Below are 14,732 nucleotides of genomic sequence, written 5' to 3' on the forward strand. Positions count from 1 at the left end.
GGAAAGCCGCCCACCCGACGCGCCAGCCGGGACATCGTCCTGCCCGCACGCGCCGGACCCGCGCCGACGGCCAGCACAGAGATCAACTGGCTGGCCGCCGATCACTACCTGCGGATTCGGGTCTGACCCGAATCCGCAGGTAGTGGCCGACGGCCTGTCAGTTAATCTCTTTGGCTGGTCGTCGGCTGGAGTGTGGGGTGTGTGGGTAGGCCAATGGCCCGGCTGGCGCGTCGGGTGGGCGGCTTTCCAAGGCGGTGGCGGGTGGTTCTGGACCGGTCGGGGCGGTCGGTCAGGCGGACTGGAGGCGGCGGTGGGCTCGGATGCGGGCCAGTGTCTGGCCGATCAGGCTGGCCGCTGCGGCGGTGAACCGGAGCCGACGGCGGCGACCGGTGCTGGTCAACCGGGCGGCGCGGGCGATGAGCAGGCGACGGACGGTGGCGATGCGACGGCGTGCGGTGCCGATGGGTGCGAGCATCTGCAGCCAGGCGGAGAGGTTGTAGGCCAGCAGCGCGCCCCACATCCACATGGCGTTGACGGCGTGGGACGCGGAGGGCAGGTGGTTCAGGCCGGCGCCGTGGGCGGTGTCGCGGAACAGTTCCTCGACCTCGGTGCGGCGACGGAACTCCCACTCCGCGAGCGCGATCTCCTCGTCCAGGTCCAGCACCTCGTTGGTCGTGAAGAACGAGTAGGCGAACGCCTGATCGGCGATGCCGTCCAGCACCAGGGCGAGCTGGTCCCTGCCGACGGTCCGCGAGCGACGCGAGCGCGCGTCGGCCGAGAGGTCGGCCGCGTCGTAGCGGACTCGTCGGGCGATCACCCGGGTGCCTTCCGGCCAGCCGGCCGGTGCGTGGTCCAGCAGGGCGGCCTGCGCGTCGGGATAGTCGAGGGCGTCGATCCAGTCGTCCTCGTGCACGCGGGCGACCGCTCGCCACAGCGCCGTGCTGCGTGGGACGCCGAGCCGGAACAACGCGCCACGGGCCACGATCTTCTCGGCGACCCTGCCCGCGAAGTAGCCGGTGTCCCCCTGGAACAGGACCTGTCCTGTGGCGTTGGCCGCGCGGACGGCGTCCACGGCCCGGTCGATCTGGCCGAGGGCGTGGGTGCGGCCGTCGGAGCGGCCGTCCAGCAGGTCCGCGACCAGTACCACGCCGGCCTGGGCCCAGTGCGCGGCGTGCACCCGTGCGGAGATCTCGCCCTTGTAGGAGCGGACCACCTGTTCCTTGCGGGTGGAGAACACCTCGACGTCCTTCGCGTCCAGGTCGATGGTCACCCGCCCGGACAGGATCCGGGCCCGCTCGGTGACCGGCAGCGCTGCCAGCGCCCGCCCGGTCAGCTTCGCGCACGCGGTCTCCACGCCCTCCCGCTGCGGCTGCCCGAACCGGGCCGCGAGCGTGGCGGCTGTGGTAGCAGCCGGGACCGGTGCGGGCAGCAGCCCTTCGCCGACCGCATCCGCGCGCAGACGGTCGAAGCCGACCAGGTGGTCCTCTCCGGTCAGCTGCACCACCGCGCAGGCCAGCGCGAACTCGCCCCCGGACAGGCCCCGGTCGCGCTCCTTGACCGGGCCGATCCCCGCGTCCAGCGCGGCGGTGACCCCCAGCACCCGGTCCAGCTCGGCAACCAGCAGCAGGCCGCCGTTCTCGGTCAGCGACCCGTCCACCCCGCCCACCTGGGCGTTCAGACGGGTCCAGCGACCACCGGGAGTACGGGAGGCGGTACGGCGACGCGATATCGTCTTCACCAGACAGGTGCACTTTCACGTTCGAGTCGATTAGGCGTAGGAACCTCAATCTTCTCAAACCGAAAGCGCACCTGTCGTCGTATCAGCTACCAGCCTCCGCCACTACCTGCGGATTCGGGTCTGACCTGTGCGGTGGGCACCCTCCCGCACGGTGGACGGTGCCCACCGCAGACCGTCAAGCCGGACGGTTCTGCTGCTCGATGTACTGCCGGACTATCGACAGCGGCGCGCCGCCGACTGATCCGGCGAAGTACGAACCGGACCACAGACGCTGTGCCCGCCAGTAGTGCTTGACCAGCTCGGGGTACTCCTGCCGCAGCCGGCGCGAGCTGACGCCTTTGAGCGAGTTGACCAGCTTGGACAGGGCGACCTTCGGCGGGAAGTTCACCAGCAGGTGGACGTGGTTGTTCTCGCCGTTGAACTCGACCAACTCCACCTCGAAGTCGGCGCACACGTCCCGCATGATCTCTTCGAGCCGGGTCAGATGCCGCTCGGCGAACACCTTGTGACGGTACTTCGTCACGAAAACCAAGTGCGCATGCAGGGCGAAAGCGCAGTGCCGACCAGTGCGGATGTTCTGATACTCAGCCATAAACCAAAATGGTACGGTGCTGACCGTGCAGCTCAGGTACAGCTTCCGCGTGTACCCGAACGGGCCTCAGCGTTCCGCGCTGGCCAGGGCGTTCGGGTGTGCACGGGTGGCCTTCAATGATGCCCTCCGGGCACGTGAGACCGCCCGCGCCGCCGGGCTGCCGTTCATCCCGTCCGGCGAGCTGTCCAAGCAGCTCACGGCCGCGAAGAACACCCCCGAACGGGCATGGCTCGGCGAGGTGTCCGCCGTGGTGCTGCAACAGTCCCTCCGGGACCTGGACACCGCCTACCGGAACTTCTTCGACGGCCTCAAGGGCATGCGCCCGAAGATGGGACCGCCCCGGTTCAAGTCCCGCAAGGACACCCGGCAGGCGATCCGCTTCACCGCGAACGCCCGATGGAAGATCACACCGGGCGGCGACCTATCGCTGCCGAAGATCGGCGACGTGCGGGTGAAGTGGTCCCGCGCCTTGCCGTCCGTGCCATCCTCGGTGACGGTGATCAAGGACAGCGCAGGCCGGTACTTCGCCGGCTTCGTTGTCGAGACGGACCCCGAGATCCTTCCCGAGACCGAACCGGTCACCGGTCTCGATCTCGGCCTCGGACACTTCGCCGTCCTCTCGGACGGGCGGAAGATCGACGCCCCGAAGTTCCTCCGGCGCGCAGAGAAGAAGCTCAAACGCGCACAGCAAGCCCTGTCCCGTAAGGCCAAGGGCAGCAAGAACCGCGAGAAGGCCCGTCACAAGGTCGCTCGCAACCACGCACGGGTGGCCGACGCCCGGCGCGAGTTCCACCACCAGGTCTCCACCGGACTGATTCGCGAGAACCAAGCAATCGCGGTGGAAGACCTGGCGGTCAAGGGACTCGCCCGCACACGGCTCGCCAAGTCCGTGCACGACGCCGGATGGTCGGCGTTCGTCACCATGCTGGAGTACAAGGCCGCGAAGTACGGCCGGAACCTGATCAAGATCGGCCGCTTCGAGCCGACCTCCCAGGTTTGCTCCCACTGCGGCGTCAAGGACGGCCCCAAGCCGCTGAACATCCGCGTCTGGCAGTGCCAGGCGTGCGGCGTCTGGCTGGACCGGGACGTCAACGCCGCCGTCAACATAGCCACGGCCGCCGGACTGGCGGTGTCAGCCTGTCCAGCGCGGGTAAGCCGGGGACCCGTCCCCGCACAGCGCGAAGAAGCAGGAACCCACCGAGACGGTCAGACGACCGTGGTAGGAATCCCCGCCCTTTAGGGCGGGGAGCGGAAGTCAAAGGGCCGCCAGGTACGCGAGGACGTCCGCACGGCCGTCGGCAGCCGTGACCAGGGCGATGTGGTTGTCGGGCCGGACGAGGACGAGGGCGTCGCCCGTGAGGCCGTACTCAGCACGGATCGCACCGTCGGGGTCGTCGAGCGGCACCGGGCGGACGTGGTCGGGCAGGGCGGCGAGCGAGGCCCGGGCGCCCGGGCCGAAGCCGAGCAGCGTGAAGTGGTCCCCGGCGAAGTGCTCGAAGAGGCGGACCGGCCCGCCCTCGGGGCCGGGACAGGGAGAGTCGGGCGCCCGGTCCCCGGCCAGGAGCAGGCCGTCGGCGCCCGCGGTCGCGCCGCGGTCGGCACCGGGGCCGTCGCTGGTGTCCGCGGTGTCCGTGGCGACGGTGGCGACGCCCCCGCCGGCGAGCCGGCTCCACCGGTAGCCGAGGGAGAGGCCGGTGGTGTCGCCCACCCGGCCGGCCTCGACGCCGACGCCGGGGGTACCGACACCCGCGGCGACGGCGGCCAAGCCGGCGGAGGTGACGTCCAGCGTCCAGGCCGCGATCGGCAGCCGCTCCTCCTGATAGGTGTCCAGCAGGGCCGGTCCGGCCTGCCCGCGCACCACGTACCCGAGCTTCCAGGCGAGGTTCCACGCGTCCTGGATACCGGTGTTCATACCGAGCCCGCCGGCCGTGGGGTGCACGTGCGCGCAGTCGCCGGCGAGGAAGACGCGACCCTCGCGGTAGCGCTCGGCCATCCGGACGTTGACCCGCCAGGTGGAGAGCCAGGTGGCGTTGGTGAGCCTGAGGTCCTCGCGGCCGGTGTGCAGGACGGCCAGGCGCTGGAAGCTCTCCAGCGACGGGGCCACCACCCCGCCCTCGGCGTCCGTCTCCGGGCTGGCCTGGAGCTGCCAGCGGCGGGTTCCCGGGAGCGGGCAGAGCATGAAGACACCCTGCGGGCCGAACCACTGGTGCCAGGCGTCCGGTTCGAGCCCCTCGACCTCGACGTCGCCGCAGACCATCATCGGCTCCGGGTCGCCGTCCCCGACGAAGGGGATGCCGAGCAGCTTGCGCACCGTGGAGCGGCCGCCGTCACAGGCGACCAGGTAGTCGGCGGCGATCCGCCCGCCGTCCGCGAGGCGCACCTCCACACCCTCGCCGTCCTGCCGGAAGTCCAGCAGCTCGGTGGCGAGTTCGACCTTCACGCCGTACTCGGCGAGCTGCTCGCGCAGCAGCCGCTCCACCCGGGCCTGCGGCAGCCACACGCTTGCCGCGTACGGGACCGCGGCGGTGGGTCGGGCACCGGCGAAGGGCTCGGTCTCGTTGACGAACTCGCCGGCGAAGTACTTGCGGAACGGCAAGTGGGTGCGGCCCACGGCCGCCAGTCGCTCGCCCAGCCCGAGGTCGGCGAGGATCTCCAGGCTGCGCAGGTTGAGGGTCTTGCCGCGAGAGCCGGTGTGGAACTCGGCCGCCCGCTCGATGATCCGGACCGCGACGCCCTGCCGGGCCAGTGCGCACGCCAGGGTCAGCCCGGTCGGCCCCGCACCCACGATCACCACACCCGTCGCGTCCACCCCGGTCGCCCCCGTCGCCTCGTTCGTCATGTCTCCCCGCCCCTTTCGATGTGTTGTCGGCTGCTGTCGACACGCACCATGAAACAGCAACTCAGTAACAAATACAACCGGGTAACAAATGTTTCCGGGTTAGGATCTGGGCATGACTTCCAGCGAGCCGGACCCGGGTCTGCGGACCCTCAAGAAGCAGCGCACCCGGCAGACCATCGCCGACGTCGCCATCGCCCTCTTCCTCGACCGGGGCTTCGACCAGGTCTCGGTGGCCGAGATCGCCTCCGCCGCCGAGGTCTCCAAGCCCACCCTCTTCCGCTACTTCGCCAGCAAGGAGGAGCTGGTCCTGCACCGCTTCGCCGACCACCTCGGCGAAGCCGGGCGGGTGGTGCGCGAACGCGCGGCCGGACTGACCCCGCTGGACGCCCTGGAGCGCCACCACCGGGAGCGGCTGGCGGCCCGGGACCCCAACACCGGACTCAACGACACTCCCGAGGTGGTCGCGTTCCTCCGGCTGGTCTACGAGACCCCCAGTCTCTCCGCCCACCTGCGCGACTACGTCGACGCCGACACCCGCGCCCTCGCGGAGGCGCTCGACCCGGAGGGCCGGATGGCCGCCCGCCTCCTCGCCGCTCAGTACACGTCCGTCCGCCAGCTGCTCGCCCGCTCCACCTGGACCCGCCTGGCCGCCGGCCAGGACGTCGACGCCGTCGCGCGACTGGCCGCCGACGACACCACCGAGGCGTTCGCCCTGCTGCGCGACGGCGCCGCCACCCGCGGGTTCTGACCCGGGACACCCCGGCCCGCGGACCCGACCGGGCGGTTCGCACTGTGCGGCCGCCGCCCGCCGCCCGGAAGTGCCGCATCTCACCGGCGCCCCTCCCTGGTTCGTTCGCGTCCCGATGTGATGAGATGTGCCCGTCAAGAGGTGTTGGCCGCTGACGGGGGTGTGTGTTGAGAAGTGGACGGCTGCTGGGGACCGGACTGGACGGGGACGCGGTGCAGCTCACCGCGGCCGGGCTGGTCCGGCTGACCGCGGAGGAATGGCTGGGCGGAGCGGCCGGGGCCCCGGCGTGGCTCTCGCACGTCCGGGCGGCCGCGTTCGCGGACGCCTGGCTCGCCTTCGGCGAGACCCCGGCGCCGGGCCTGCGGGTACCGGCGGGGGCGGTCGTGCGGTCGGTCGCCTTCCTGGCGGCGGAGCTGGTCCTCCAGGCCCGCGCTCACGACGATCTGGCGACGCTGGAGTGGCTCGGCCGGGAATCGGCCGAGGCCCGCGACCGGGCGCGCCGGGACGACGTGTCACACCCGGCGGAACCCGCCGCCCTCGCCCTCGTCTGGCACGGCGTGCAGGCGGCCACCGACGACGACGGGGACGCCGCCGCGGACCTCCGGGAGTCCCACGACCGGCGCATCACCGAGCGGGCCGAGGCGTACGTGCGCGAGCGGCACCGCCGCCAGGACACCCTCGCCCTCCTGCTGGCGTGCGCCCGGATCGCCGCCACCGCACTCCAGGAGCTGAGCAGCGGCGACCACGCCGGGGCCGCACGCCACCTGGACGAACACGCGACCCGCCACATGCCGCAGACCGCCCCCGCCCCCCTCTGGGTCCCCGGCCGCCCCGACCAGGCCGCCGCCTGAGCGACCCACCCGGCACGGTCGGCGATGCCGTCCGCGGCGCGTCCGTGGCCGGCCCGCGATCGGCTCTGCGGGGGTGTTGTGGGCTCCTGGATCCCTGTCCGGTCGATCTCGTCCGATCAGCGTGCGACGCGGGATGCCCGGCGTCGTGCGCCCGGCGGGATCGGCCGAACAGGGCCTAGGGTGGAGGTGTGCGGCGTCTCGGGTGGGTGGCCTGCCGTGGCTCGGCGCTCCCCCGGCCTCCGGCCGGGAGGTGCCGCCACGCCGCCGCGTCGGCCGTGCCGTTCCCCCGGGGCGGTGCTGCCGCCGGGTCCGAAGGCCCCCACCGGAGCGAGGTGCGATGCGTCGCCTGCCCGGCGGGCCGGAGCAGAAGCGCCGCGCCCGCCCCGACCCGACGGTGGCGCACCGAGCTGTCCGGGTGACGGCGGCCGCGTGCGCCGGCTTCTACTCCTTCCGCTACGGCTTCCACCAGTCCGTGACGGCCACCTACGCGCTGTTCGGGGCCGTCGCGGTCGGTGCGCTGGCCCGGGTCGAGGGCAGTGCGCGGACCCGGGCGCGCACGCTGCTCGTGACCCTGCCGTTCGCCTGGGTGTTGATCTGCCTGGGCACCGTCCTGGCCGTCCACTCGTGGACGGCGGCGCTCGGCATGGCAGGCGTCGGCTTCGCGGTGTCCTTCGGCTCGGTGGGCGGGCCTCGGCTGGTGGGACTGGCCAACGGGCTCCAGCTCTTCTACATCCTCCCCTGCTTCCCGCCCTTTGCCCCGGACACCCTCCCGCAGCGGCTGGCCGGCGTGACCGTGGGGCTGCTCCTGCTCGCCGCGGCCGAGCTGCTGCTCTGGCCGGAGCCGGCACCGCCGGACTACCGCGACCGGCTGGCCCGCGCCGCCCGGTCGCTGGCCCAGTTGGCCGACCTGGCCGCCGCCGAGTGCGCCGACGGCCGCCGCGCCACCGCCCCGACCGGCTCGCACCCGACCGGGCCGCAGGCGGGGCGTGCCCCGCCCGCGGGCGGGCCGGCCCACGACGACGCGGAGGAGGCGAAGGACGCCGCGGCCCGGCTGGACGAACTGCGGCTCTCCCGGATCCCGGTGATGGAGCGGCCCGCCGGGCCGGGTGCCGTCGACCGCGCCCTCACCCACAGCGGCACCGTTCTGCACGCCATCGCCGCCGACCTCCAGCGGGTCCGCCGCTACAGCTTCCCCGGCGGCCCGTCCGTGCAGGCGGCCGGCCTGGTGGCCGCCACCGCGCAGGCCCTCCGCGCGGCCGCCGCCGGGGTACGGCCGGGCGGCCCGCTGCCGTCCGCCGAGTCGATCGAGGCCCGCATCGCCGCCTTCGAGACCGCGCGCACCTCACCCGCACCCACCGCGCCCGCGGCCGGCGGCACCGCCGACCGCGCCCCGGGCCCCGACCCGCCGACCGGTGACGGTGACCGCGACCACGACCACGACCACGACCACGGACGAACGGCGGTGGCTCGGCTGGTGCTCGGCTCGGCGGCGCTCAACGCCGCCGAGGGCGCCCGGTTCCTCACCCTCACCACCCGCACCGCCCGCCACGCACCCCCGCCACCCGACGACACGCCTCCCGACGAGCGCCCGGGTCCGTTCTGGTACGCCCACGAGCCGGCCCCGATGCTCTGGTGGCGCCGCATCAGCGGAAACCTGACACCCCTCTCCGTCTACTTCCGCAACGCCCTGCGCACCGCCGGGGCCCTCAGCGCGGCCCGGCTGGTGGCCGGCGCCCTCGACCTCAGCCACGGCTTCTGGGTCCTGCTGGCGACGCTCACCCTGATGCGGACCAGTGCCGCCGACACCCGGATGACGCTGCGCCCCGCGCTGGTCGGCACGGCGGGTGGCGCCGCCGTCACCGCCGTGCTGCTGATCGCGGTCGGCGACCACCCCGTCTTCTACGCCGCCGCGCTGCCGCCGATGATGCTCTTCGCGTTCGCCTTCGGCCCGGTGCTCGGACTGGCCTGGGCCCAGGGCGCCTTCACGGTCGTCGTCGCCATGGTCTTCTCCCAGCTGGCCCCGGCCAGCTGGCGGTTGGCGGAGGCGCGCCTGGTCAACGTGGCCACCGGCGCGACGATCGGCATCATCGCCGGGCTCTGCGCCTGGCCCAAGGGCGGCGGCCACGACCTGCGGCGGCGCACCGGAGAACTGCTCGACCGGAGCGCCGACGCCCTCCGCGAGACCGTCGCCGTGCTCACCGGAACGGGCCCGGGGCAGGGCGCGCTCCGCCGGGCGCGGCACTGCGCGCTGCTCACCGAGGCCCTCTACGCGCAGTACCGGAGCGAGCGGCACGACCCGGCCGAGGACGGCCCGGACTGGCAGGCGGCCGTGCGCACCGGCCAGCACACCGTCCGGCGCGCCGAACCGCTGCTGGTCCGCATCCCGCCCGGCGGCGCGGCGACCGGCCCCGACGGGGCGGCCGCGCTGGTGGGCCGCGCGGACCAGGTGGCGGCTGCGTTCCGCCACCAGGGCGCGGCCCTGCGCGAACGCGCCCCCGCCGGCACCGCGGACCACGAGCTGGCCCACGCCCGCACCGCCCTGCGCGAAGCCCGGCTCATCGCCACCCGGACGCCGTCCGACGCCGCGGCGCTGTACGCCGTGGACGTGACCCTGTGGCTCTCCGGGCTGCTCGACGACCTGGAGCGGGTCAACCGCGGGGCGCCCGCCCGGCCGGCCCCGGACGGGCGGGCGCCCTGACCCGCGACTCCGAAGACGCCCGCGGCACCCGGTGCCGGCCCCGGTTCCCTGCCCCGCGCCCGCGGCCTTTCCCGGATTCCGGCTCCGGCCGGCCGCCGCCCGGCTAGCGTTGCTCCGTATGACGCACACCAAGATCGAGATCACCGCCGAAGGCGTCCGCGAGCTGCTCCGCGACCAGCACCCCGACCTGGCCGAGCGCCCGGTGACGTTCGGCGCCCGCGGCTGGGACAGCCAGCTGTGGCGGCTCGGCGACGACCTCGCCGTCCGCCTGCCCTGGGCGACGGATTCCGCGGACGCGCTGCTACGCAAGGAGCACGCCTGGGTGCCCGGCCTCGCTGCGCGGCTGCCCCTGCCGGTGCCCGTCCCGCAACGGCTCGGCGAGCCCTCCGAACGCCTCGCACGGCACTGGATCGTCACCACCTGGGTGCCGGGAGACCCCGCCGACCGCGCCCCCGTCACCCGGGGCGCGGAGGCCGCCGGCGCCCTGGCGGCCTTCCTGACCGCCCTTCACCGGCCCGCCCCCGACGGCGCGCCCGTCGGCCGCGGCCGCGGTGGGCCGCTGGCCGAGCACGCCGAGGGGTTCGCGCGGGCGCTCGCCGAGGCGACGGAGCTCGGGCTCGTCCCCGACCCGGACGCCGCCCGCGCGGTATGGGAGGACGCCGCCGCCGCGCCCGCGTGGGCCGGCCCGGCGCTGTGGCTCCACGGTGACCTCCACCCGGCCAACGTCCTCACCGCGGAGGGCACCATCTGCGGCGTGATCGACTTCGGCGATCTCTGTGCGGGCGATCCGGCCTGCGACCTCGCCGCCCCCTGGATCCTCCTCCCGGACGACGCCGCGGACGACTTCCACCGGGCCTACGGGGCGGCCGCCGACGCCGCGACCCTGCGCCGCGCCCGCGGCTGGGCGCTGCTGCGCGCCCTCAGCGGCCTCCTCATCGGCGAAGCCGGCCGCCGCGGCCGCCCCGGCGGCCAGCCCACCTGGGCCCCGCCGGCCGCCGCCTCCCTGCGCCGCCTCGTCGCGACGGCCCCCCACTGACCGGAAACCGACACGCAGGCCCGAACCGGGCCGGGTGGAGGGGGAAGTCGGCAGGTTCGGCTTGCTGCTCCGCCGGCGCGCGGCGTCGTCCGGTCACTCCTACAGGTGGCGGGCGAGGAAGAGCTCGGAGGCCGTCACCTCGAAGTCGGGGAGCTCGAGGTGGCCTCCGGGGTTGGCGTGCAGGGTCTTCTCCCCGGAGGGGAAGGCGTCGAACAGGGCGAGGGCCTCCTGGCGCGGGACGAGTTCGTCGTCCCACTGCAGCAGGAACTCGACCGGGACGGTCACCCGGCGAGCCGCCTCGGCCAGCGAGTCGTGGCCGGCCAGGCCGAACACGGCCGCGGTGATCCGAGGGTCGGCCGCGGCCAACGGAACGCCGATCACGGTGCCCAGCGACAGCCCCCAGAAACCGACCGGGCCGTCCGGGCCGACGGCGTCGAGCCTGCGCAGCGCGTCGATCACGGCCTGCCACTCGGGCACGGCCTGCTCCGTGAGGGCCGCGGTGTACCGGGCGACCTGCGGGCTGATCGGCCGGCCCGTCGCGAGCAGTTCCCCGATCTCGGTACCGAACCGTTCGTCCTGTGCCGTCCGCGGCCGCTCCCCGTGCCCGGGTGCGTCGATGGCCGCGGCGGCGAAACCGTACCGGGTGGCGCAGCGGCCGGCGCGGGCCACCAGCCCCGGGGCCAGCTTGTGCTGGCCACCACCGTGGCCGAGCAGCACCAGCGGCCGGCGGGCCGGCGCGTCGGAGGGAGCATCGGCAGGTGCGTCGGCGGGCAGCCAGAGGACGCCGGGGACGCCGTCGAGGGTGAAGCGGCGCTCCGTGACGCCGTCCGCGGTCGTCTCCGAGGTGAAGTGCACGGGTGCGATCGCCCTTCGGGTGCGTGCGGCGGTGGCGCCTTCAGGCGGCCCCGGTCGCGCCGGTGTCCGAGCCTCCGGAGGCCGGGCGGGACAGAGGTCCGGGCGTCCCATGATGGCGGCCGCCCTCGGCCGCCGGTACACCGGGGTCCACCCCCGGCCCCGCCCCTCCCCTACGCCGCCCCGCGCTCGGTTCGCATACCGGCCCATGGCAGGATACTTGCGGCAGTCGGCATTCAGGTCACGACAGGGGCCGGTGGGCGGCCGGAAGGCACAGGAGCGGAGGAGAGACCGATGGCCCGCAGGAAGCACCGCGTCGCCGTGCTCGTGCTGGACGGCGCGAAGCCGCTCGACGTGGGCATCCCGGCCCAGGTGTTCTCCACCCGGCCGAGCATGCCCTACGAGGTGCGGGTCTGCGGCGCCGCCCCGGGGCTGGTGACCGGCGGCGACGGGCTGGCGTACCACGTGGCCGACGGGCTCGACGCCCTGGAGCAGGCCGACACCGTCTTCGTCCCGGGCTACCGGGATCCGGCGACGACCGCGCCGCCGGCGGCGGTTGTCGAATCGCTCGTGGCCGCCCACGACCGGGGCGCGCGACTGGCGGCCATCTCCACGGGCGCGTTCGCGCTGGCGGCGACGGGCCTGCTCGACGGCCGGAAGGCGACGACGCACTGGCACTACACCAAGGCGCTCGCCGAGCAGCACCCGCTGGTGTCGGTCGACGAGAACGTTCTCTTCGTCGACGAGGGCGACATGCTCACCTCGGCGGGCGCCGCCTCGGGCATCGACCTCTGTCTGCACCTGGTGCGGCGCGACCACGGGGTCGGGCTCTCCAACCACGTGGCGAGGCGGCTGGTGGCCGCTCCCTACCGCAGCGGCGGGCAGGCGCAGTACGTGCCGCGCAGCGTGCCCGAGCCGCTGGGCGACCTGTTCGCGGACACCCGGGAGTGGGCCCTGGCCCACCTGTCCGAGCCGCTGACCCTCGAAACCCTCGCCCGGATCGCCCGGGTCTCGGCCCGGACGTTCTCCCGGCGGTTCGTCGAGGACACCGGCTACACGCCCATGCAATGGGTGCTGCGGGCCCGTGTCGACCTGGCCCGCGAGCTGCTCGAACGCACCGACCTCGGCGTCGAGCAGATAGCCGACCGGGTCGGACTCGGCACCGGCGCCAACCTGCGGCTGCACTTCCAGCGCATCCTCGGCACCTCGCCCACGGAGTACCGGCACACCTTCGCAGCCCCGGCCGCCTGACCGACGGCTTCGGCCCGGCGCCTGCGGACACCTCCACGTCGACCGGACCGTCGCGCGCCGGCTCCACCCCACCCGCACGCCCCGGCATCCCTGCTGGTCGGGCCACTCGAACCTGCCCCGGCCCGGCGCCGCCCGGGGTGCGCCGGGCGACGCCCCGCGGCCGTGGCGAGATCCTTGCGGTGGTTGGCGAGGATCATGGCGAGATCCTTGCGCACCCTGTCATTCCTGCCCCTGTCCGGAGAACGCCGGGCTACCGATCATGGATGGCGAAACGACCGGTATCCGGAAGGAAGCCTCCATGACCCGCATCGCCATCAACGGATTCGGCCGCATCGGGCGCAACAGCCTGCGCGCCCTGCTCCAGCGCGGCAGCGACCTGGAGGTGGTCGCCATCAACGACCTCTCCGCGCCCGAGTCGCTCGCCCACCTGCTGAAGTACGACAGCGCCCTGGGCCGCCTGAACCGCAGCGTCACGGTCGACGAGGGCGACCTCGTCGTCGACGGCCACCGCATCAAGGTGCTCGCCGAGCGCGACCCCGCCGCCCTGCCGTGGGCCGAGCTCGGTGTCGACATCGTGCTGGAGTCCACCGGCCGCTTCACCTCCGCCGACGCCGCCCGCGCCCACATCCAGGCCGGCGCCCGCCGCGTGCTGGTCAGCGCCCCGTCCGACGGCGCCGACGTGACCCTCGCCTACGGCGTCAACACCGACGCGTACGACCCGGCCGAGCACGTCATCATCTCGAACGCCTCGTGCACCACCAACGCCCTGGCCCCGCTGGCGTCCGTCCTGGACGACCTGGCCGGCATCGAGCACGGCTTCATGACCACCGTGCACGCCTACACCCAGGAGCAGAACCTCCAGGACGGCCCGCACCGCGACATGCGCCGCGCCCGCGCCGCCGGCGTGAACATCGTGCCGACCACCACCGGTGCCGCCAAGGCCATCGGCGTGGTGCTGCCGAACCTGGACGGCAAGCTGTCCGGCGACTCCATCCGCGTCCCCGTCCCGGTGGGCTCGATCGTCGAGCTCAACACCACCGTCTCGCGCGAGGTCACCCTTGAGGAGATCCTCGACGCCTACCGCAGCGCCGCCGACGGCAAGCTCAAGGGCATCCTCGACTACGCCGACGAGCCGCTGGTCTCCGGCGACATCACCGGCGAGCCCGCGTCCTCGATCTTCGACGCCGCCCTGACCCGCGTCGACGGCAAGCACGTCAAGGTCGTCGCCTGGTACGACAACGAGTGGGGCTTCTCCAACCGCGTCATCGACACGCTGGAGCTCCTGGCCCGCGACTGACCCGCCCGGACCTCGGACAGCCGAGGCCCCCGGACGACCGAGGCCCCGAGCACGGAGGCGCAGGAGCCTCGGCCCCGGCAGCGGTGCGAGACAGCACGGACCCGAGTGGGCCCGGACGGATTGTTCCGACATTCCGTCCGGGCCCACCGCCGTTTCCCCGTCCCGACAGCAAGGGCACCTGGCGGCGGGAGCCTGACTCCTCGCCACTGCCGCCCGCCGTGCGGCTCAGGGGCGCGCCCCGAGAACCTGCTCCAGATCGATGCCGTCCGTGTCGTCCAGGCCGCCGGCCACGAAGGCGTCCACCGCCGGTGCGGTGTCGAGGCGGCCCTGCCAGCGGCGGACGACGTCGTGCAGGGGCGTCAGGTCGTAGGTCTGCCGGGAGTCCTCCAGCGCCTTGCCCCAGTCCCGCTCGAACGCCGGCAGCCAGCGGTCCGCGCGGGCCGCGTCCCGGTCGGCACGGATACGCGCGACCAGCCTGGCGGCGGCCGCAGGGTCCGGAGCGGGCAGCGGCGCCGGAACGGGCAGCGGGGCCGGCGGCGGGGCGGGGATGCGGTCGGGCTGGGCGCTCAATCGGGTGCTCCACTTCGTCCTCGGCCACGGTACGGCACTCACCTCCGCCCGGTGGGCGCCGAGAGTTGATTCCCCGTTCGCCGGCCACCGTGAACACCGCCACCGCCACCGCCACTCCGTCACCACCATCACCGCCGCCTCCGCCGCGCGACGGACCTCCGGGAGGCCACCCCGGCCCGGCCGCCGAGTGCCCGCCGAAGCGCCCAAGTGATGACGTCGCGACACGCCAGGCCCTTTCACATCTGCTCGAATCTGGCTAT

At 74.0% G+C, this 14,732-nt stretch carries 12 protein-coding genes; 7 read left to right on the plus strand and 5 right to left on the minus strand.

The genetic code is table 11. The features are described from left to right. Positions 1-289: 289 nt before the first annotated feature. Positions 290-1,738, minus strand: a complete 1,449-nt coding sequence (locus ACF9IK_RS02000; protein WP_395292486.1) for an IS1380 family transposase — start codon at positions 1,736-1,738, stop codon at positions 290-292. A 175-nt stretch (positions 1,739-1,913) separates the two neighbouring features. Continuing rightward, entirely contained in the window at positions 1,914-2,330 is a 417-nt protein-coding gene (gene tnpA, locus ACF9IK_RS02005) for an IS200/IS605 family transposase (protein WP_395292292.1), read from the minus strand. A 25-nt stretch (positions 2,331-2,355) separates the two neighbouring features. Between tnpA and ACF9IK_RS02010 the strand changes: the two genes are divergently transcribed. Further along, positions 2,356-3,570 carry an RNA-guided endonuclease InsQ/TnpB family protein gene (locus tag ACF9IK_RS02010; protein ID WP_395298443.1) on the plus strand — a complete coding sequence of 405 codons (1,215 nt, stop codon included), beginning with the start codon at positions 2,356-2,358 and terminating at the stop codon, positions 3,568-3,570. A gap of 15 nt (positions 3,571-3,585) precedes the next feature. On the opposite strand, the gene ACF9IK_RS02015 is transcribed toward ACF9IK_RS02010, so the two are convergent. Continuing rightward, complete coding sequence (locus ACF9IK_RS02015; RefSeq protein ID WP_395292487.1) at positions 3,586-5,169, minus strand: FAD-dependent monooxygenase; 1,584 nt, start codon at positions 5,167-5,169, stop codon at positions 3,586-3,588. 112 nt (positions 5,170-5,281) lie between these two features. Here ACF9IK_RS02015 and ACF9IK_RS02020 point away from each other — a divergent pair, with 112 nt between their 5' ends. The 4 genes from ACF9IK_RS02020 (at position 5,282) to ACF9IK_RS02035 (ending at position 10,502) form a co-directional block, all read left to right on the plus strand. Then, a complete protein-coding gene (locus tag ACF9IK_RS02020) occupies positions 5,282-5,917 on the plus strand; it encodes a TetR/AcrR family transcriptional regulator (RefSeq protein ID WP_395292488.1) in 636 nt (211 codons plus the stop codon). Positions 5,918-6,084: 167 nt separating this feature from the next. Next, positions 6,085-6,768: a hypothetical protein gene (locus ACF9IK_RS02025; protein ID WP_395292489.1), complete on the plus strand. Its 684-nt coding sequence runs from the start codon at positions 6,085-6,087 to the stop codon at positions 6,766-6,768. A 337-nt stretch (positions 6,769-7,105) separates the two neighbouring features. Beyond that, the gene (locus tag ACF9IK_RS02030) at positions 7,106-9,466 is read left to right on the plus strand and encodes an FUSC family protein (protein ID WP_395292490.1); all 2,361 of its coding nucleotides are present in this window, start codon (positions 7,106-7,108) and stop codon (positions 9,464-9,466) included. A gap of 118 nt (positions 9,467-9,584) precedes the next feature. Then, on the plus strand, positions 9,585-10,502 hold the full coding sequence (locus ACF9IK_RS02035) for a phosphotransferase (protein ID WP_395292491.1): 918 nt from the start codon (positions 9,585-9,587) through the stop codon (positions 10,500-10,502). A gap of 99 nt (positions 10,503-10,601) precedes the next feature. On the opposite strand, the gene ACF9IK_RS02040 is transcribed toward ACF9IK_RS02035, so the two are convergent. Further along, on the minus strand, positions 10,602-11,357 hold the full coding sequence (locus ACF9IK_RS02040; RefSeq protein WP_395292492.1) for an alpha/beta hydrolase: 756 nt from the start codon (positions 11,355-11,357) through the stop codon (positions 10,602-10,604). A 291-nt stretch (positions 11,358-11,648) separates the two neighbouring features. Here ACF9IK_RS02040 and ACF9IK_RS02045 point away from each other — a divergent pair, with 291 nt between their 5' ends. After that, positions 11,649-12,605 (plus strand): GlxA family transcriptional regulator, encoded by a 957-nt coding sequence (locus ACF9IK_RS02045; protein WP_395292493.1) that lies wholly within the window; start codon positions 11,649-11,651, stop codon positions 12,603-12,605. Positions 12,606-12,903: 298 nt separating this feature from the next. Next, positions 12,904-13,902, plus strand: coding sequence for a type I glyceraldehyde-3-phosphate dehydrogenase (gene gap, locus ACF9IK_RS02050; RefSeq protein ID WP_395292494.1), 999 nt, complete (start codon positions 12,904-12,906; stop codon positions 13,900-13,902). Positions 13,903-14,127: 225 nt separating this feature from the next. On the opposite strand, the gene ACF9IK_RS02055 is transcribed toward gap, so the two are convergent. Beyond that, positions 14,128-14,472, minus strand: coding sequence for a DUF6247 family protein (locus ACF9IK_RS02055; protein WP_395292495.1), 345 nt, complete (start codon positions 14,470-14,472; stop codon positions 14,128-14,130). Between the last annotated feature and the right edge of the window lie 260 nt (positions 14,473-14,732).

It is taken from the genome of Kitasatospora hibisci (genome assembly GCF_043950205.1).
Lineage (GTDB): Bacteria > Actinomycetota > Actinomycetes > Streptomycetales > Streptomycetaceae > Kitasatospora > Kitasatospora hibisci.

Excerpts from the sequence above, each read along its gene's own strand:
- ACF9IK_RS02015 (WP_395292487.1), bottom strand. The coding sequence starts at position 5,169 with ATGACGAACGAGGCGACGGGGGCGACCGGGGTGGACGCGACGGGTGTG.
- ACF9IK_RS02035 (WP_395292491.1), top strand. The coding sequence starts at position 9,585 with ATGACGCACACCAAGATCGAGATCACCGCCGAAGGCGTCCGCGAGCTG.
- gap (WP_395292494.1), top strand. The coding sequence starts at position 12,904 with ATGACCCGCATCGCCATCAACGGATTCGGCCGCATCGGGCGCAACAGC.
- tnpA (WP_395292292.1), bottom strand. The coding sequence starts at position 2,330 with ATGGCTGAGTATCAGAACATCCGCACTGGTCGGCACTGCGCTTTCGCC.
- ACF9IK_RS02045 (WP_395292493.1), top strand. The coding sequence starts at position 11,649 with ATGGCCCGCAGGAAGCACCGCGTCGCCGTGCTCGTGCTGGACGGCGCG.
- ACF9IK_RS02030 (WP_395292490.1), top strand. The coding sequence starts at position 7,106 with ATGCGTCGCCTGCCCGGCGGGCCGGAGCAGAAGCGCCGCGCCCGCCCC.
- ACF9IK_RS02020 (WP_395292488.1), top strand. The coding sequence starts at position 5,282 with ATGACTTCCAGCGAGCCGGACCCGGGTCTGCGGACCCTCAAGAAGCAG.